The organism is Cylindrospermum sp. FACHB-282 (genome assembly GCF_014697195.1).
Lineage (GTDB): Bacteria > Cyanobacteriota > Cyanobacteriia > Cyanobacteriales > Nostocaceae > Cylindrospermum.
Genome location: NZ_JACJRJ010000002.1, coordinates 168291 through 187595, shown reverse-complemented (window position 1 = coordinate 187595; position 19305 = coordinate 168291). Strand labels below are relative to the sequence as shown.

Annotated in this window: 19 protein-coding genes; 8 read left to right on the top strand and 11 right to left on the bottom strand. The window is 41.6% G+C overall.

Annotated features, from left to right (window positions below):
- Positions 1-216: 216 nt before the first annotated feature.
- Positions 217-471 carry a DUF4212 domain-containing protein gene (locus tag H6G32_RS01930; RefSeq protein WP_015208192.1) on the top strand — a complete coding sequence of 85 codons (255 nt, stop codon included), beginning with the start codon at positions 217-219 and terminating at the stop codon, positions 469-471.
- Between the two features lie 9 nt (positions 472-480).
- Complete coding sequence (locus tag H6G32_RS01925) at positions 481-2136, top strand: sodium:solute symporter family protein (protein ID WP_190453913.1); 1656 nt, start codon at positions 481-483, stop codon at positions 2134-2136.
- Positions 2137-2157: 21 nt separating this feature from the next.
- Here H6G32_RS01925 and H6G32_RS01920 read toward each other — a convergent pair whose 3' ends face one another.
- Together H6G32_RS01920 and H6G32_RS01915 are read right to left on the bottom strand one after the other, a co-directional pair.
- Positions 2158-2997, bottom strand: coding sequence for a tetratricopeptide repeat protein (locus H6G32_RS01920; RefSeq protein WP_190453909.1), 840 nt, complete (start codon positions 2995-2997; stop codon positions 2158-2160).
- A 366-nt stretch (positions 2998-3363) separates the two neighbouring features.
- On the bottom strand, positions 3364-4284 hold the full coding sequence (locus H6G32_RS01915; RefSeq protein ID WP_190453907.1) for a ribonuclease D: 921 nt from the start codon (positions 4282-4284) through the stop codon (positions 3364-3366).
- A 290-nt stretch (positions 4285-4574) separates the two neighbouring features.
- Here H6G32_RS01915 and H6G32_RS27005 point away from each other — a divergent pair, with 290 nt between their 5' ends.
- Positions 4575-5099, top strand: coding sequence for a methylated-DNA--[protein]-cysteine S-methyltransferase (locus H6G32_RS27005; RefSeq protein ID WP_309232552.1), 525 nt, complete (start codon positions 4575-4577; stop codon positions 5097-5099).
- Here the strand turns inward: H6G32_RS27005 and H6G32_RS01905 are convergent.
- The gene (locus tag H6G32_RS01905) at positions 5067-5924 is read right to left on the bottom strand and encodes an acyl-CoA desaturase (protein ID WP_190453905.1); all 858 of its coding nucleotides are present in this window, start codon (positions 5922-5924) and stop codon (positions 5067-5069) included. The two genes, H6G32_RS27005 and H6G32_RS01905, sit on opposite strands and share 33 nt — an antisense overlap.
- A gap of 154 nt (positions 5925-6078) precedes the next feature.
- Between H6G32_RS01905 and H6G32_RS01900 the strand changes: the two genes are divergently transcribed.
- Together H6G32_RS01900 and H6G32_RS01895 are read left to right on the top strand one after the other, a co-directional pair.
- On the top strand, positions 6079-7296 hold the full coding sequence (locus tag H6G32_RS01900; protein ID WP_190453902.1) for a TetR/AcrR family transcriptional regulator: 1218 nt from the start codon (positions 6079-6081) through the stop codon (positions 7294-7296).
- 235 nt (positions 7297-7531) lie between these two features.
- The gene (locus tag H6G32_RS01895; protein WP_242046466.1) at positions 7532-7813 is read left to right on the top strand and encodes a zinc-binding dehydrogenase; all 282 of its coding nucleotides are present in this window, start codon (positions 7532-7534) and stop codon (positions 7811-7813) included.
- Between the two features lie 106 nt (positions 7814-7919).
- On the opposite strand, the gene H6G32_RS01890 is transcribed toward H6G32_RS01895, so the two are convergent.
- The 6 genes from H6G32_RS01890 to H6G32_RS01870 form a co-directional block, all read right to left on the bottom strand.
- Positions 7920-8228, bottom strand: a complete 309-nt coding sequence (locus H6G32_RS01890) for an RNA recognition motif domain-containing protein (RefSeq protein WP_015208201.1) — start codon at positions 8226-8228, stop codon at positions 7920-7922.
- Positions 8229-8426: 198 nt separating this feature from the next.
- Positions 8427-9593 carry a hypothetical protein gene (locus H6G32_RS01885; RefSeq protein ID WP_190453898.1) on the bottom strand — a complete coding sequence of 389 codons (1167 nt, stop codon included), beginning with the start codon at positions 9591-9593 and terminating at the stop codon, positions 8427-8429.
- 127 nt (positions 9594-9720) lie between these two features.
- On the bottom strand, positions 9721-9921 hold the full coding sequence (locus tag H6G32_RS01880; RefSeq protein WP_190453895.1) for a hypothetical protein: 201 nt from the start codon (positions 9919-9921) through the stop codon (positions 9721-9723).
- Positions 9922-10185: 264 nt separating this feature from the next.
- On the bottom strand, positions 10186-10560 hold the full coding sequence (locus H6G32_RS01875; protein ID WP_190453893.1) for a hypothetical protein: 375 nt from the start codon (positions 10558-10560) through the stop codon (positions 10186-10188).
- Positions 10561-10588: 28 nt separating this feature from the next.
- On the bottom strand, positions 10589-11512 hold the full coding sequence (locus H6G32_RS26430) for a CHAT domain-containing protein (RefSeq protein ID WP_309232555.1): 924 nt from the start codon (positions 11510-11512) through the stop codon (positions 10589-10591).
- Between the two features lie 2 nt (positions 11513-11514).
- Positions 11515-13344: a tetratricopeptide repeat protein gene (locus tag H6G32_RS01870; RefSeq protein ID WP_199327953.1), complete on the bottom strand. Its 1830-nt coding sequence runs from the start codon at positions 13342-13344 to the stop codon at positions 11515-11517.
- A gap of 379 nt (positions 13345-13723) precedes the next feature.
- Here H6G32_RS01870 and H6G32_RS01865 point away from each other — a divergent pair, with 379 nt between their 5' ends.
- Complete coding sequence (locus H6G32_RS01865; RefSeq protein WP_190453890.1) at positions 13724-14332, top strand: DNA-3-methyladenine glycosylase family protein; 609 nt, start codon at positions 13724-13726, stop codon at positions 14330-14332.
- Positions 14333-14596: 264 nt separating this feature from the next.
- Here H6G32_RS01865 and H6G32_RS01860 read toward each other — a convergent pair whose 3' ends face one another.
- Positions 14597-15022 (bottom strand): GNAT family N-acetyltransferase, encoded by a 426-nt coding sequence (locus tag H6G32_RS01860; protein WP_190453887.1) that lies wholly within the window; start codon positions 15020-15022, stop codon positions 14597-14599.
- A 258-nt stretch (positions 15023-15280) separates the two neighbouring features.
- On the opposite strand from H6G32_RS01860, the gene argZ reads away from it, so the two are divergent.
- Positions 15281-17392: a bifunctional arginine dihydrolase/ornithine cyclodeaminase gene (gene argZ / locus H6G32_RS01855; RefSeq protein ID WP_190453884.1), complete on the top strand. Its 2112-nt coding sequence runs from the start codon at positions 15281-15283 to the stop codon at positions 17390-17392.
- A gap of 46 nt (positions 17393-17438) precedes the next feature.
- A complete protein-coding gene (locus tag H6G32_RS01850) occupies positions 17439-17936 on the top strand; it encodes a DUF2085 domain-containing protein (RefSeq protein ID WP_190453881.1) in 498 nt (165 codons plus the stop codon).
- A 38-nt stretch (positions 17937-17974) separates the two neighbouring features.
- Here H6G32_RS01850 and H6G32_RS01845 read toward each other — a convergent pair whose 3' ends face one another.
- Complete coding sequence (locus H6G32_RS01845) at positions 17975-19276, bottom strand: TAXI family TRAP transporter solute-binding subunit (protein ID WP_199327952.1); 1302 nt, start codon at positions 19274-19276, stop codon at positions 17975-17977.
- Positions 19277-19305: the final 29 nt, after the last annotated feature.

Below are 19305 nucleotides of genomic sequence, written 5' to 3'. Positions count from 1 at the left end.
TTAGTTAAAGTACTTTTTTATACACAAAAATGAATTAGCTCTTAATATGCGCCTAATACACCTTACTGTTTTTGTATGTTTACTTTATAAATGACCTCTTACGGTTAAAAATTTTATATATCTAACTCTAATAAAGAAATAAAAAATAACATAAGAATTCGCTATTAAAATATCGGCTTATTGCTATTATTTTTGTTGCACTTATGGTAAAGAACGATGGATGAACTTGAGCGCCGTGCTTATTGGCGTGCTAATACTGCTTTAATTCGTAATCTTTTAATTGTCTGGGCGCTGGTTTCCCTCGTTTTTAGTATTTTGTTGGTTCAGCCGTTGAATGCGATCCGTTTTTTTGGCGTACCTTTTGGTTTTTGGATGGCGCAGCAAGGATCAATCCTGATATTTGTGGCATTGATTTTCATTTATGCGTTCCAAATGGACAAGCTAGACCGCAAATACAATATCAGGAAGTGAGGAAAAACTGTGTCAGTTGAAATTTGGACTATTTTGTTGGTGGGACTGTCTTTCCTCATCTACATTTATATTGGTTGGCAATCACGAGTTGAAAATACGAAAGACTTCTTTATAGCAGGTCAGGGGATACCTTCAATTGCTAATGGTGCTGCTACTGCTGCTGACTGGATGTCCGCAGCTTCGTTTATTTCAATGGCGGGATCGATTTCTTTTTTGGGTTATGACGGTTCTATTTATCTGATGGGCTGGACTGGTGGCTATGTGCTGTTAGCATTGTTGCTGGCTCCCTATCTGCGAAAATTTGGTAAGTATACAGTGCCGGATTTTGTAGGCGATCGCTACGATTCTAATCTTGCACGTTTGGTGGCGGTAGTTGCAGCCATTTTTATCTCCCTCACCTACGTTGCTGGACAAATGCGAGGTGTGGGTATTGTCTTCAGTCGTTTTCTCCAAGTAGATATCAATACAGGTGTGATCATCGGCATGGTGATCGTTGGCTTCTTTTCTGTGTTGGGGGGGATGAAAGGCATCACTTGGACGCAAGTGGCCCAGTATTGTGTGTTGATTTTTGCTTATCTGATTCCGGCGATCGCGATCGCTTGGCTGTTAACGGGTAATCCTATCCCCCAATTAGCATTTACCTTTAGTGATGTGGCTGACAAGCTAAATCAAATTCAAGTTGAACTGGGGTTTAAGCAGTATACTGAGCCATTTGTTAACAGGTCGATGTTAGATGTGCTGTTCACCACTCTCGCTCTGATGGTAGGTACTGCTGGTTTACCCCATATCATCGTCCGGTTTTATACGGTTAAAAATGTGCGTGCAGCACGTTTTTCTGCTGGTTGGGCACTATTATTTATTGCCATTCTTTATACCACAGCCCCCGCCCTCTCGATGTTTGCCCGCTATAACTTAATTGATACTCTGCATAATCACACGGTTGCAGAAGTGCAGCAGCTAGACTGGGCGACCAAGTGGGAAAAAACTAAACTGCTAAGTTTTGAGGATAAAAATAAAGATGGGCGTTTGCAATTAACCCCCAATAAAGACACTAACGAAATTAAAATTGACCGAGATATCATTGTGCTTTCTACCCCAGAAGTGGCGAAACTCCCAGCTTGGGTAATTGCTTTAGTGGCTGCTGGCGGGTTAGCTGCGGCTTTGTCTACAGCATCAGGTCTGTTGCTGGTAATTTCTAGTTCCATCGCCCATGATGTCTACTACCGGATTATAGATTCGACGGCCTCGGAAGAGAAACGAGTGTTTGTTGGGCGCGTTATGGTTGGTTTTTCCCTCGTCCTCGCTGGATATTTTGGGGTGAATCCGCCGGGATTTGTGAGTGAGGTGGTGGCTTTTGCCTTCGGTTTAGCTGCTGCTAGCTTTTTCCCGGTTATACTCCTGGGGATTTTTGACAAGCGTACCAATGCGTCCGGGGCGATCTCTGGTATGTTGACTGGTTTGATTTTTACAATCATCTACATTATCGGAGTCAAATTCGGGGGTATGCAACCCTGGTTTTTTGGAGTTTCACCGGAAGGAATTGGTACTTTGGGGATGATCTTTAACTTCATAGTTGCCTTGGTGGTTTCTCGCCTTACACCACCTCCAAGCGCAGAAATTCAAGCGCTAGTAGAAGACCTCCGCAGCCCGACTATTGAAGAATAGACGAATTGTAAAAATTGCTGACTACCTCATTTCTTGAATGTTCTTCATCACTTGTCGGTATAAGTCGTCGTTACCTTCTTTTTCAAAGATAGCAGCGGCCCGTTGTAAGTCTTGCAGCGCCCCCATTTTATCTTTATTGGCGGCGCGGGCATTACCTCGGTTGTTGTAGGCAGGGCCAAAGTTGGGATTGAGGCGAACGGCTTCATTGTAATCTGCGATCGCTCCTTGAGGATCTCCCTTAGCAGCGCGGATATTTCCCCGGTTATTGTAGGCAATGCTATATTTTGGGTCGAGGAGAATAGCTTGGTTGTAATCATCTAGGGCGCCGTTTTTGTCTCCTTGGGTAGCACGGGCGTTCCCCCGGTTGTTGAAAGCTTCGGCATAGTTGGCAGCCAAGCGAATTGCTTCGTTATAATCGGCGATCGCCATTTTGTTGTCTCCCATTGATGCACGGGCGTTTCCCCGGTTATTGTAGGCTTCGGCATCATTAGGGTTGAGGCGCAACGTTTGGCTATAATCGGCGATCGCAGCTTCCTTGTTTCCGATATCAAAGTACGCCAGTCCGCGACTCCTGAAAGCCGGGGAATACCTGGGATTTAAACTAATCGCTTTGCTATAGGCAGCAATAGCAGCTTGGGAATTGCCTTTAGCATGTTGATTCTGTCCCTGAATATAGAAGTCCCCAGCTTTGGTTGTTTTCGCTGTCCGACGATTTGGAGGACTAATTCCTACTTCTGTTACCAATACATCCTTGTTGCTACTACAAGAAACTATTGTAATTCCGCTCAAAGCGGTAAACAAAGCGATAGTAAATACTCTGCCTACCCCTTGCCCTCTGTGTGCAAATAACCGCCATCTCATAAGTTTCTATAAACCGCCATTATACTTAGAGGAAATTAGTACCAAAATCTAGTTAATTATTTAACTCCAGAATAATTCTAACTTTTGGCAGAGGTTTACAGTCAATTGACAATCTTTCCTTATGTTTTCTTGGTGTAATTAACAGCTTTTTGAAGAATAGATTAGGCAGAATGAACTATGAAGTATAAAACTTTTCATCTTTGATTTTTTATTCTTCAGCCATTGCCTGATCATCTCCTGATTGAGGAAAGCTATTTATGTTTTTTATGATACTTTGTACAAAGAATGTATTTGCTATTTCCCAGATTAAGTTTTCTGCTTTACCATAACCCGATAATTTCTATTAGTCATCTGGTGATGACTAATTTATTCCTGATCAACATCACTTTCCTGGGTTTTGGCAGTCAGTCGCCAAGCAGTCGTTTTATCGATATCTACAGCTAGTTGTTCTAGATTTTCCCCTAAATCTTTCTGAATTTTCTCAGTTAGGGTGATGGGAAAATCTAAATCAATTTCTTGGTTTTGGACTAGTTTTGCTAATTCTATAAACTTTACTTTTACGCTTTTGCGCTCATAACTAGTTAGCTTACAATAGTCAGTTTCTGAAATATTTTGTACCTGCATAGCATTTTTAATTCTTTCTTGCAGATGTTCACATTCTGAAGTCAATAGCTTCCGCTGCTGCTCTAGTTGTGTATATCTTTCTCCAAGTATTTGTAAGTCTTCTGTAGCGGGTTCATGGCTGATATTTGCCTGTAACTTTAATAAACGCCAGTGTACTTGAGCCAGATAAATACAGTCTAAGTAAGCATATTCTATCTGTTCTTCCGTTAAAGGTCGTCTGCCCCAATCGCTGCTTTGTTCTTGTTTATCTATATTGTTAAATTGACAAAGTTTTGTAGCAAGTGTTTTAAGTTGGTAGTTAGGTAATGACAACAGATAGTAAGGAATACTTTTTGCCATTTCTAAAGTGCAAGTAATATTTTTCGCTCGCTTATTACCGAGAAATTTCAGATCAAAACTAGCATTATGGAATACCTTTTCAATGGCAGAATTTACCATGATTTTTTCAACAAAATTATCTATAATGTCAGTCTGATCTAATACATCTAAAATGTAAACAGAATCGCCACTCATATCTTGAGGATTATCCAAAATCTGAATCAGTGACAACCTGGGCTTACGACTTTTATAGTCAGCCACTTCTGTATCTATCCACAAAGTTTTAGCTTTGGTATATTCAGCGATCAGGGAATGAATTTCGCTGGCAGTAGTAAGATAAGGCATTGGCTAAGATTCCCGGAGATTTGGGACAGCGTAAATAAGTCATAGTCCCCCAAGGTAACATTTTGTGAATATTTTTGCTGGCAAGTACTGCCAAATTATTATGATTGACAATTTTTTCCAAAATATCCTGCCAATCTGCCAAAATACTCAGACTTGGGGATGATTTTCCCTTTTTTTGCTGCAGATGATAACTTCCAATTTTTACTTGACGAAAAGTAGGGTTTCTGGCAAAATAAATTTATATGTTATAATTTGCTCATATATTTAAATTTTTAGGTTAATTCTAGATTGTGCAATTACTAATTGACAAAATCAATTCGGAAATTGGGACAATTTTAATTGTTTCCGATGGTGAGAAACTCTGCGCTGTTGATTTTGTCGATAGCGAGCTGAGAATGATCAAACTTCTTCAGCGGCGCTATGGTAACTTTACTTTCCTAGATGTGAAAGATCCGCAGAGTTTCAGTAGCCGGATTCGGGCTTATTTTAAAGGTGATGAGCAAAGTTTAGATGATATTCCTGTAAATACTGGGGGTACTGCCTTTCAGCAGCAGGTTTGGTTAACACTGCGAACTATTCCTTGGGGAAAAACAATTTCCTACGGTGAGCTAGCAAAGAAAATTGGTAAGCCGACTGCTTGTCGTGCTGTCGGCTTGGCAAATTCACTCAATCCAGTAGCCATTGTGCTTCCCTGTCATCGAGTGATTGGTACCAACGCTGCACTCACAGGATACGCAGGGGGTTTAGAGCGCAAACGTTGGTTACTTCACTATGAGGGGGCATTAACCTTGACCTGCACTTTGAGGAGGATGTGAGACAACCTTTTTGGCTAAACCTAGTGTTTGTAAAGCTTTGATGCTCCACCAAGTAACATCAATTTCCCACCAACTCAATCCAGATTTTGCCATGTGGGGATAAGTATGATGGTTGTTGTGCCATCCTTCTCCATAAGTTACCAGGGATACCCACCACAAATTACGCGCACCGTCGTTGCTTTCAAAGGTGCGATAGCCCCAGATGTGAGATGCAGAATTCACAAACCAAGTGGAATGCCAAATCAATACTGTCCTGACAAACATACCGTAAATTACAAAAGACCACCCGCCTAAGGCATACAGCAGCACGCCTAGGGGAACTTGTAGCAGCAAAAAGTAGCGATCTAACCAGCGATAGAATGGTTGCCGTGCGAGGTCTGGCGCAAATTTTTGATAAATTTGATAATCAAAAAATTCTGGACGAGGGTATAAAATCCAAAGAATATGACTCCACCAAAAGCCTCGTTGAGCCGAGTAGGGGTCGAGGTGAATGTCTTCAGTGTGGGCGTGATGCTGGCGGTGTGCGCCAACCCAGGAAATTGGGCCTCCTTGAAGTGCAAGTGCTCCAATGAAGGCGATCGCATATTCTAACCCTTTGGGTACTTGGAAACTCCGATGGCTTAACAGTCGATGATATCCCAAGCAAATGCCGATACTCCCAAACAACCAGTGGAGAAATAGCAGCAAACCTAGTGCCGACCAGGAGAAAAACCAAGGGGCCAAGAGAGCTAAAGCATGAACTGCGGCAAAAAATGCCACATTCGTCCAACTGAGGCGTAGTGCTTGGCCTCCCTCAGGGGCGATCGCCAGAAATTTTGCGGGCATAAAAATTCTTGTGGATGGGTTATTTAAGTGATCGGTTGTTTGTCTGGTGCAACCTGACAAAAGATTTCGTTAAAGTAAAGCAAAGCAAGTATCACTTACATTTGCTATGCTATCAATTCTCCTATTTTTATGCAAGTGACACTTGCATTATTATATGTCGTCTCAACCGAGTTCAACTCGTCAACGCCTGATTCAAGCAGCACTTGAGTTGTTTTCTGCCCAAGGGGTGATTGCTACCACTACCCGTCAAATTGCCATCAAAGCCGAAGTTAACGAAGTTACACTATTTCGACATTTTGGTAATAAGCATGGGCTGCTATTAGCGGTATTGGAAGAATCCGCAGCCTTTAAGAATTTAGGCGAGTCACTGGTACAGCGGGCAACTCCACCTGGTAATGTCTATCAAGCACTGAAAGATTATGCAAGTGACAGTCTACTAGCATTAGAACGAGTGCCTGAGTTTGTCCGGTCTGTGGTAGGAGAAGCAGACCAGTACCCGATGGAAAATCGCCGTGCTTTAGGCAGGGGGTTAACAGAGGCGAACCGCTATGTAGCCCAGTATTTAGCCACCGTTATTGAGCAGGGACATTTAAATACTTATTTACCCGCTGAGAAATTAGCCAGTTTGCTCAATGGAATGATCTTAGGATATGCCGTGATCGAATTTACAAGTGAATTTCACGAATTGTGGGAGGGGAGGGATGATTTTCTCGAAAATTTAGTGGAGTTATTTTTACATGGAGCCATGTCATCCCTAGGGGAATCAACCTTAGAAAGCCCCATTACCAAAGAAGTGGCTGATTTACCCGCTGGTTTAGTTCATGAAATTTTACACCAAGCCAGAAAATTGGGAATTCAAGATTATGCCTTGGCTTACGTGTTATTTAGCACAGGAATATCTCCCATAGAAATAGTTAGCTTGCAACGAACGCACCAAATCTACGACACCAAAGGGTATTTCCTGCAAATTACAACTCCAGGAAGCACCCGTCAGGTACCCGTAAATCAGTGGATTCTAGGCAAACGCTATGGCTCCTACACAAATAATCCCTTAACCAAATGGCACAAAAGTCGCAAAGATTCTCAACCCGCGATGTTTATTAACAGCACAGGTAAACCCATCTCAGAATTAGAGCTTTTGGGACATTGGCAAGCATGGACTGAGGGAACATTGACTCCCCAAGGAAAACCACCTGCGATCGCCCAAGCACAACATACTTGGTGTGTAGAAATGTTGATACGGGGCATTAGCTTAGATAACCTGACGATTCTTACCGGTTGCGATCGCTCCAAATTACAGCCCTATGCCCGGAGAGCTAGAGAAAAAGCCGCCCTAGAACAAGCCACCCGTTTAGATCAGAAACTAGGATAGAAGTTATACCAATTCAAAATTCAAAATTCTCTCATAGAGCCTACGGCTTCCGTAAGCGATACAAATTCAAAATTAAAAAAGCTTGATTTGATAGGGTTTCCGGGCTTGTACCTGTCGCATTCTTGTTTTAAATTGATATTAGTTATATGACAGAATAATCAGCAATGGCGCTGCCTACAAATTGTTAATTAAAAATCTATGAAAAAATCTATTTGCACGTATTACCCTATGCGGTTTGATATCCACTTATAATGCTGATAAACCTGTTCCTGGCCCCTATAATTACAGCAAAATTTTGATAAAGCGTTTGCGCTTGCAGGGGTTTATTGTCACCGATTATTTAGCGCAATTTGATGTTGCTTTCAGGCAAATCGGACAGTGGCTACAAGAGGGGAAAATTAAATATACTCAAGAAATGGTTGAGGGTTTAGAAAATGCGCCACAGGCAATCCTCAAGCTTTTTAATGGCGATAAGACGGGAAAACTGATTGTGACAATTTCCGAGGCACCTCGTTAATTTTTTGCATTAAAAAGGCTCAAGCATTACTGCCTGAGCCTCTTCTAACTCTAATTAAGTTACTAATAACTTACGAGTTAGCTAAATAGGTTTATCCTATTTCGCATTAGTAGCGGTTACGGTTACCGCCACCGCCGCCGCCACGATTACCGCCACCAAAGGAGCCTCTGTCTTCTCTGGGTTTAGCCTTATTCACTTTTAGGTCACGTCCCATCCATTCAGCACCATCAAGGGCTTCAATGGCAGCTGTTTCTTCAGCTTCTGTGCCCATTTCTACAAAACCAAATCCCCGTAACTGACCTGATTCACGGTCAGTAGGGAGTTGAACGCGTTTTACAGAACCATATTCTGCAAAAACTGCGCTCAGAGTATCTTGGGTAACTTCATAAGAGAGGTTGCCTACATAAATTGACATAGATTGTCTCCAAAATCATAAGAGTGTAGAGATTTAGATTTCGGAGAAAAGTCTGTATATACCATACCAAAAGGGAAAAGCCTGTCAATACTAAAAACAAACGCTGTCGCCGAATTACTTCTCAACTCCCATCATGGCACAGCAATCAACTATTGGGGGGAAACTGGAAAAACTGTTACATAACTTTATATTGGCCATTTATTTATTCTTTGCCAGCCAAGTTTTACAACCCCACCAAACGGCAAAACCAATCACAGTACTTAACACTAAGGAGATAATCAAGGGATGGGGATAGTTGCTAGCATCTTTATCCCCAGGCATTCGCCAAGGTATAGTGATTAATCCAGAACTGGAGGCGATGAAAGAACCAGCAGCGATTCCTGTACCAATAGATGTAATGGAATTTTGCAGTTGCTGATCAGCTTGCTCTTTGGCTGTTCTTACCAGTGCTGCTGCTTGCTCTCTGGCTCTGTGCTCTTTTTCAGCAAGTTCTGCTTGGTCACGGGCTAAACGCGATCGCTCAATCTCCACAATACCGCGAATCGATGCGATCGCTTTATCGAGCAAGCTAGAACCATTCTGGAAATAACCTAAATCAACCTTTATCTGTTCTTGAAAATAAGGATAATTTTTCTGATAAAAATATTCTAAAAATTCGAGGTTTTCATCAGGTAATAAACTCTGTATTTCTTCCAGTCTACTTTTATAAGTATGTCCGTTAATATATATTGTATTTTTAAACTCGGCTAAATATCGCAGTAAATTCTCATATTCTAATGCTAATTGAGGTAAACTCTTGATTTTTATTTGTAATTTATCCAAATCATCATTGCTTAATCTAGGGTTATGACCTAGGTTTTGTAATATTTGAATTTCTTCTTCAATTTTGGTATAGCAGTCTTTTATCTTTTGATAAATTTTTCTACTATCTTTAAAAGCACTGATAACTTTATTTCTAAAGAAAAACAAATCAATCAATTGATTATAATATTCATCAAGGATTTTCTTCTCAGCATCACTATTAGCAAATAGCCAAACTAAAATATGGTGATAATTTGGCAAGTCGTTCAAACCATATTCAAAAATCTGACTACCAATTAGTGAACCAGAACGATTAAAAGGTGGTAGAGAACCATCAACAGGCAAAAAAGCTGTTAAACAAGCATCAGCGAGAAGTCTTAATTCTGCTGCACTCTTATTTTTATCTTCATCAGTCAGGAAAGCTGTAATTAAAAGAGTTTCCCCCAGAAATTCGTCTGTATCAGTTAAAAATAAGCAATTATCTGGATTTAGTAGCTGTAAAAAATTGATTTCTACATCTTCAGATTTTTGACCTTTTTCTTGTTGAGGACGACGCAAATTCAACCATAAACCGTAACTATCAAATAGCCGGAGAGCGTAAACAATGCCTGTAACTCCGATAGGTTGGCTATTGAAATTTACATCCCCCTTCAGGGAAACTAGAAAGTTATTATTTTCGACTTTCTCAGGTTTAGTTAAAGCGATGCGGGAAGAATCTTTTTTTTTGCGTTACATCTAGCCAATCATCTTTAAGCTGAAATCGTTGCTGGAGAACTTTAGCAATAATTTGATCACAGTTTTGCCAAAGCCAATCTGTATCATTTCCCTGATTATCTTCTTGCAGATGAAAGGCGAATAAATGTACGTTTGGCGCGTAAACTTTAAAACTCATTATCTATACCTAATTTTTTTATAGCGATTCTCTGTCGGATGAAATACAATCGATGGCGGGTAAACCCCGCCCCTAGAGGGTTTGCGATTGAAAACTGTACCTCACTGATATGAAAACCGCTATATCGTGCGTTAAACCTACAGTAAATTTTATCTGAGTGAGGTACACAAAGGCGGGCAAGATGCCCACCCCACAGGATTTATAATATTGAAATGTGTACTTTATTTACTTATGAAGTACTGTATTTAACGCACCCCTAATATTTTAAGGATTATTGTTGGAATTATTAGTTGTACTATCAGCAGGTGGATTTGGAGGATTTTGGCAATTTTTAATTGCCTCTTTTATGCGGGGATAATGATTAACGAGGGTAGTTTCTGTACTGGCTGATTCACCTGAACCTGCCGTTTGAATTTCTCTGTTATTATTATAATTGTATCGGACTACATCTCTAACTTCTGGATGTTCCTTACACCAAGCGATAATTGCCTCAGCGCCTAATTTGATGGGTTGATTTTGCAAATTTGACAGAGTTTTATCAAGCTGATACAAATCGGCAATAGTTTCGGCTGCTAACGGATATTCACTGTCTTTCAGAACTTCTATAAAAGATTCAATAATTGCATTATCTTTCATCATGATGAAACTCCTTTTTAGTTATTTAGCATTATCCAATTATACAGAAGCTAGCCCAATCTATAGGTTTATAAAATGGTTTTTGTTCTGATTTAAACCATAATTCTAATTCTTCCTGAATCCTATCCTTATAATGTTGCTCAATTTTTGGGTGTTCGCTAGTCCATTTAATTAATTTTATTTGGGTGGCGTTACGTAACCAAAGCTGAGATTCTTGTAAGGCTTGCACTATGCTTAGAGAGTTTAAATTATCATAAAAGCGAATCATTAATAAAGTAGTAGAAAAATCTTCCACAGACCATAAGGTACTAATTACAACTGCACTACCTGCTTTGATAAAACCACTAGGTAAGCCAATGTATTCATCGCTGGTGTTTTCGTGGTTAATGATTCCGGTTTGACAAGCTGAAAGAGTGACAAGGCGACATTGACGGAGATTAAGATTAAAAATATCACCTAAAGTTAGACATTTTTGTAAGTCGAAGTCGCTATCTTTGGTAAAGCGGCTATAGCGTCTGCTGTCGGCATTGGGAACGGAAGAAACGCGAGAGTTAGCTAGGGCTAGGGCAGAATTTAAAGGTGCTTCGAGGTCAAAATAACCGTGACAAGAAAAGTGTAAGCAATGGGCAGACTGCAAACTATCATTATGTGGAGGTTGATATAAAGCGTCTTTAGTAGCTTGGCTTTTTTTCAAAACTATTGGTGCTGGTTGAAAGTGACGGGCAATGGTTTCAACTTCGATATTAGTGTAATACAAGTCTTCATTGGGGTCTTGAATGGCAAAGATTTTACCTAACTGCCCAGAAGGCTGTGGTTGATTTTTAGCAAGCTGCAATAACTGACAACTGGGAGCATATCTCACACCATTGGTGAACCTATCTATCAAAAATTCTTTATCGCTATTTATAGGTAAAGCATGGAAAGGAAATAAATGTAAGTAGCGATGGGGGACGATAATTAGGGCTTGAATATTGGGGGGATGAATTGGGCGAGAATTTCGTTAATGTGGAGAATTTCTGCTAACTGCTGTAGTTTTGCGGCTAGGTTTTGTCGCCAAGTGCTGTTTTTGGGTTCGTAGATGTTGAGATAATCTGCTTTCCAGTTTTCTAAATTATCTAAATCTTCCCGTGTAGATGACCAAACTTGTGGTTTTGGATGGTGAGGGGTAATGATGAAGGCGCGGAAGCAATCATCAAAAATGTACCATTGCAATATTGCGGTGTGATCATCTATTAAAGCTTGGATATCGCTGAAGCTGATGGTAGATAAGGGAACTTCACCCTTTTGGATTTCCTCACGTTTTGCTTGGAGTTGATTAAGGTGTGTTTGATCTGGGTTTTCTGAGGTTTTGAGGCGTAGTAGTTCCTCAGCAATTTCGTTGTCTAGAGGTTGCAGTTCCTGTTGGAGAATTCGCTTAACTATTACTTCTACTAAATTCTGCGTTTTACTCCGTTCAATATATCTCAGCGCTTGGGAGGAATCATGCCGTTGCAAACACACATCTATCATCCGGCGATAAAGTTCGTTCCATTCTTCCGCCAGTTTTTGTTTACTTTCATCACCAGAAACAATTTGCCGCCGCAGAAATTCTACACCTTCAATGGCAGATTTATAGGCGTTGTAGGCTAGTTCTAAATTCCCTGCCTGACTGTATGCATTACCCAGATTGTTTTGGGTCTGTGCCCATTTTAGGGGAAAGGCAGTGCGGGTGTAGACTTGCAATGCGGCTTCGTAAAATGCGATCGCCTGATCTAAATTCCCTGCCTGACTGTATGCATTACCCAGATTGTTTTGGGTCATTGCCCATTTTAGGGGAAAAGCTGTGCAGGTGTAGATTTGCAATGCAGCTTGGTAAGATGCGATCGCTAGTTCTAAATTCCCTGCCTGATTGTATGCATTTCCCAGATTATTTTGGGTCATTGCCCAGTCTTGGGGTAAAGCTTCGCGGGTGCGAACTTCCAATGCAGCTTCGTAAGATGCGATCGCTAATTCTAAATTCCCTGCCTGACTGTATGCAATTCCCAGATTGTGTTGGGTCTTTGCCCAGTCTTGGGGAAACGTTGTGCAGGTGTAGACTTGCAATGCAGCTTTGTAAAATGCGATCGCCATTTCTAAATTATCTGCCCTGTTCCCAAGTATCCGGTTTCTGTATGCAATTCCCAGATTATTTTGGGTCATTGCCCAGTCTTGGGGAAACGCTGTGCGAGTGTAGATTTGCAATGCAGCTTGGTAAGATGCGATCGCCATTTCTAAATTCTCTGCCCTATCCCCAAGTATCCGGTTACAGTATGCAACTCCCAGATTATTTTGGGTCATTGCCCAGTCTTGGGGAAACGCAGTGCGGGTGTAGACTTGCAATGCTGCTTGGTAAGATGCGATCGCTTGTTCTAAATTCTCTGCCTTGTGCCCAAGTATCCGGTCACTGTATGCATTTCCCAGATTGTTTTGGGTCATTGCCCATTCTTGTGGAAAATCTGTGAGGGTAAAAAAAGTCAGTAATAGCTCGTAATCGGCAATCGCAATTTCTAAATTACTCGCCCGGTTGCCTAAGGGGAATTCACATATCCGATTAGTGAAATTATTAATATTGGAGGCAATATCTCGTGCTGCTTCCCTCTCCAATATGTCAAACTGTTCCCTAGCCCAGCTTTGCAAAACTTGAGCAAATTCTTGATCTAATAGGTGTTGCTTCGCCTTCAGCCGGGGATAGATGTTTTCCGGCGTGTTGTTCTTGGCGACGGCTTTTAAGATTTCGATTAAAAACTTAAGGCGCGGGTTATAAGGCATCGAGGGATATTATCTGGCTATAAATTTATCCAGAAGGCGGTTTTCTGGCATAAACTCGCTTTTTCCAACTCAGGGCGAGGTTTTCTGACCTCCATATATTATTATCACCATAGGTATAAAGTTTTTTGCAAAATTTCGCCTTAATCGTATTTCTCTAGGGAGTAGGTTGTTTGAAAAATACAAAACCTCACCCTGGTTCTGCTACGCAAAACCTGTCCCTCTCCTTGCGAAGGAGAGGGATGTCCGTTAGGAATCTTTGAGGTTTTTCAAGATTTTTGGGTAATCGGATAACTTGTGTGTACACGGTAGCCCCTCAAGAGGGGAGAGGTTTTGAGAGAGGTCAAATTTAATTAAAATACTGTTAGCGGCTATAAAAACAATGGATTATTCTTTGGCTATTGCGGCACTCAAAAAAGACCCGATTTTAGGATCTGTAATTGAGCAGGTTGGTGATTGTCAACTTGACCAAGTACAGCCAACTGGAGATTTATTTTTTTCTCTATCTAGAGCAATTCTCTATCAGCAACTTTCTGGTAAATCCGCCGCTGCAATTCATCGCCGATTTCTAGAACTTTATGCTGAACAACCTTTTCCCACTCCAGAAGCTATCCTCAATACCCCAGATGAAATGTTGCGCGGGGTAGGTATTTCTCGCCCCAAAGTTGTCTATCTCAAAGATTTGGCGCAGAAAATAATTGATGGATTACCAACTCTTGCAGAGTTAGAGGTAATGGAAGATGAAGCTATTATCCAAACCCTGACGCAAGTCAAAGGCATTGGACGTTGGACTGTGCAAATGATGCTGATTTTTCGCCTACATCGCCCTGATGTGTTACCTGTGGATGATTTGGGAGTTCGTTCGGGAATTCGCCGCCTCTATGCGCTGCCAGAATTGCCAGATAAGAAAACTGTAGAGCATTTTGGGCTAAAGTGGAAGCCTTATTGCACTGTAGCATCTTGGTATCTGTGGCAAAGTGCAGAACTTTAAAAATCCTGGCTCAACTAATGTGATTTCAAACTTGCTTTTTTTTAATAATTAGGAACCTGGATGATCAATTTTAGGAATCTTGGATTATAGATAAAATTTAAAATTTTAATCCGTGCGTTAGGGAACGCACCCTACTAAAATGCGTCAGGGGACGCATTAAAACACTATTAAAAAAACCAAAATTAGGATAAATTTCCAAAGGAAGTAAGTCCTATATCTGTGGTTTCAAATAATCAAACAGGATTTTTGCAAGAAGTCGAAAAATTAAATATCTTTCTTAAAAAAATACCGTTGATGCCCTGGGGGGAAGTCTGGCAAAACGCCAAATATCTCATATCCTAGACGTTCATAAAAACCCTGGGCTTGAAAGCTGAATGTATCCAAGTAAATATGAGAACAATTGCGTTGTTTAGCCACTTCTTCAGCTTTTAGCATCATTTTACTTCCGTAACCTTGATTTCTCAGGGATTCAGCAACCCACAGGTGAGAGATAAACAACCATCCCCATTGTGTTTTACCAAGTAACCCAGCGACAATTTCATCGTTATCGTTTCGTAACAAGATAGTCAGCGGCTGGTATATGTCCTTTTCAGCCTGACTGAGATTGTTGTATTCAATCAAATTGTTAATCACAGTCCGAATTGCCTCTGGGGAGGGATGATCTTCGACTATAATTGTTAGTCCTGTCATGTAAATTATGGTTACCAAAGGGCGCTAGAATAGCACGAACTTGTGGCTTTAGCCCGATGCTTCGATTGCCATTTTGACATTTTATCTCCTGCTGCTTTTTCCTTAGTCTCTGCTGATCTTAGAATTAAGAGCAAAGCATTTGTACAGCCTTCAACTATCAAAAGGTAGACGTTTAGTAGCAGATTTTACAGAATTGGAGCGGCAAAACCCTGTTTCCAAGCATAGACTTGTAGCATCTAAACCCTTGCAATATTTTTTATGACTTCCCGGATTCGCTTTTTGATGTGTGCCCCTGATCACTACGATGTGGACTATGTGATTAATCCCTGGATGGAGGGAAATATTCACAAATCTTCGCGCGATCGCGCCGTGGAACAGTGGGAGAAATTACACCATATCCTCAAAGAAAACGCCATTGTAGACTTAGTCCCACCCCAGAAAGGTTGGCCAGATTTAGTTTTTACCGCCAATGCTGGCTTAGTGCTGGGGAAAAATGTCGTTCTCAGTCGCTTTTTGCACAAAGAACGTCAGGGTGAGGAGCCTTTCTTCAAACAATGGTTTGAGGAAAATGGTTATAAAGTTTATGAACTGCCAAAAGATTTACCCTTTGAAGGTGCTGGGGACGCACTCCTAGACAGGGAAGGACGTTGGTTATGGGCGGGATACGGTTTTCGCTCAGAATTAGATTCTCACCCTTACCTCGCCAAATGGTTGGATATTGAGGTACTGTCTCTGCGGCTGATAGACGATCGCTTCTATCACCTAGATACTTGCTTTTGTCCCTTAGCAAACGGCTATTTACTTTATTATCCCGGCGCTTTTGATTCTTATTCCAACCGCTTAATCGAAATGCGCGTTGCACCAGAAAAGCGGATTGCGATCATCGAAGCTGATGCGGTGAACTTCGCCTGTAATACGGTGAATGTGGAAAATATCGTCATCATGAACAAGGCGAGTGATAATTTGAAAACACGCCTTGCACAGGTGGGCTTCCAAGTAATCGAAACACCACTGACGGAATTTCTCAAAGCTGGTGGTGCGGCTAAATGCTTAACGTTGCGGGTGACGGAACCAGTACAGGTTGATGTTCATGCCAATGTGTCGGTAGAAAGCCGCATCATCCGCATGGAAGGACATTTGCTCGATGCTGGTTTAATTAACCGCGCTTTAGATTTGATTGTAGACGCTGGGGGCAGTTTCCAGGTTCTGAATTTCAACTTGGGAGAACAGCGCCAAAGCACTTCAGCGGCTGAGGTAAAGGTGTCAGCGCCATCCCATGGGGTGATGGAAGAAATCATCTCGCGGTTGATTGATTTGGGTGCGGTAGACTTACCCCAAGATGAGCGGGATACTAAATTAGAGCCTGTAATTCAAGCGGGGGTTGCGCCCGATGATTTCTATGTCAGCACAATTTATCCTACGGAAGTGCGGGTAAATGGTGAATGGCTGAAAGTGGAAAATCAGCGGATGGATGGTGCGATCGCCATTTCTCAAACTCCCAATGGGATTGTCGCTCGGTGTAAACTATTACGGGACTTGGAAATAGGCGATCGCGTCGTTGTCGATGTGCTAGGTATCCGCACCATCCGCAAACCAGAATCCCGCGAAGTCCGTAACACTCAAGAATTCAGCTTTATGTCGTCGGGGGTTTCCAGCGAGCGCCGCGTGGAATTGGTCGTTGAACAAGTGGCTTGGGAATTACGTAAAATTCGGGATGCTGGTGGTAAAGTAGTTGTCACAGCAGGGCCTGTGGTGATTCATACAGGCGGCGGCGAACATCTATCACGATTGATTCGTGAAGGTTATGTGCAAGCGCTTTTGGGGGGAAATGCGATCGCCGTCCACGATATCGAGCAAAATATCATGGGTACTTCCCTTGGTATGGACATGAAACGGGGTATCGCCGTTCGTGGTGGGCACCGTCATCACCTAAAAGTAATTAATTCTGTCCGTCGTTATGGCAGCATTACCAAAGCTGTGGAAGCCGGAGTAATTAAAAGCGGCGTCATGTATGAATGTGTTCACAATCATATACCTTTTGTTCTCGCCGGTTCCATTCGGGATGATGGCCCTTTACCTGATACCATCATGAATTTGATTCAGGCCCAGGAAGAATATGCCAAACACATCCAAGGTGCGGAGATGATTTTGATGCTTTCATCGATGCTGCACTCTATTGGTGTGGGGAATATGACTCCAGCAGGTGTGAAAATGGTGTGTGTGGATATTAATCCGGCTGTGGTGACGAAATTAAGCGATCGCGGTTCTGTAGAATCAGTAGGTGTAGTTACAGATGTGGGATTGTTCCTCAGTCTGTTGACACAGCAGTTGGATAAGTTGACAAGTCCCTACATTACTCAGGTAGGTTAAGAAAGGTATCACGCAAAGGCGCAAAGACGCGAAGGGAAGAAAGGGAATGACAAGAGTAATTTTGCGTGAGGAGTTGCGGGTTAATTGGGTGAGTTTTATTGCTGATTTTTTATTGGTGGGTATGGTTTTTGGCCCGCCTGTTGCTCCCTTTCTTGCTGCGTCTGGGGTGTTTTTGCTTCCGGGGATTGCGGACATCATTTACTTTATGGGTAATCATGTATGTCCGCAACCAGATATGGGTTTGGATTTAGCACCACCCTTTCTCATGGCTGTCTGTATGCGCTGCTATGGGACGGTTACGGGTTTGCTGATCACTCGTCTGTTGTATGGGGTGACTGGTGGTCAAGGTTTTTATTGGTTAAGTCCATACGGTTGGAATGGTGCAGCTTTTGCCAGTGTTTTGATGATGGCTTATCCGGTGGAATTAGCAGCGCAAGTTTTTGGTTTGTGGAGTTTTAATAATTATCTGGTTACGCCTTTTGGCTTGATTACGGGTTTAGCCTGGGGTTTGTTTACTATGCCAATTTTGCATAAGAAGTGGTAATAATTAGCAGCAATCGCTCTACAGAACACCTTAACAAACTATGGTTTAGGTTGCTGACGTGCTAAAGTTTCTCTGGCTAACCACAGTTTGCGATCGCGCAATGCTGACATACCCGCTTCCCATGTAAAAGTAAATGATTGGAATGACTCTGGTGTAATTCTGTCTTTGTCCAAAGCTTCCACAACTTTCTCAAACTCATCTAACAATTCAATCCGAATTTTTTCTAGCTTATTAATATCTTGACAGCTTTCAATTGTTCTGATCAACTTGACAATATCTTGGTTAAAGTCATCACCACGATTTTTTTGCAATTTCTCAAATCGCACTTTTAGCTGCCAAAGCCAAGACCCTAATAACAGCACAAATGTCAAAATTAAGCCAAAATAATCAGCATTTTCCTGAATAAAGTTGGGTTTTTCTCGGTCATAATAAGCAGCCGCACCTAGATGAAGTGGTAAACCAGTCCCACTAACTGTACTGGGAGGACTGATATTTGCTGCTAAAGGCATCAAATTTGCCAACTCCTGGCGATAATCATACAAAATTGCAGTTATTTGTCGGACGATACCAGCATCAACAAATTTAGAAGCCAAAAGAGTTCTTTGCAAAGTTACTGTAGGCAAATTGATCGCCGGAATGGGGGGATTTCCTTGATAAGCGCCTTTAGGTATAAATGCTGGTTCAAAGGCTGGCTGAGTTATTTTCATTGCCGCACCTTGATCAATTGCCACTAACCGTCCGTTGCTATTCTGGACAAGTTGCTGAATTGACTTATTACCTGGGGGACGAACCCGAAAAACTGCATCTATTTGCTGGTTGCGAAAGAGAAGATCAGCTTGTTCTTCTGACATTGCTGTGTGTGTAAATTCATTCCCTACCAGACGGTAATGTTTTGCCAACTCCCAAAATGAATTATATTGGCCACCCCCTTGGGGAGGTAAGGCAATTCGTTTACCTTTGACTCCAGCAACTTCCTGGATACCAGATTTTTCTGTGACTATTAGCTGAAATGCGTCTGAAAACAAATTGCAGATTAGTCGGGCTGAGGGTAGAGTGGGAATATCAGCTTGTGCTGTAGCTAGTTGTACCTTGTTTTCTTCCAGTAATTGAATATTTTCTTCAGAACCTTTAGTTTCAATGACTCGGAGTTGAATTTTTGGCTCATGTTTGGCTACTACTTGAGCCATTACTTGACTTAATATATAACTTTCACTTTGTTTTGACCCTGCCGCAATGTTCAAGTAATGTACTTGGTTGATGTCAATAACTATATGTACTCCTAAAAATACTATTAAGCCAAAGCTCAATAGTAAGGGAATGAGTAATATCGGGTTTGTCATGAAATTGTATCGACTCAAAAATCCATTTA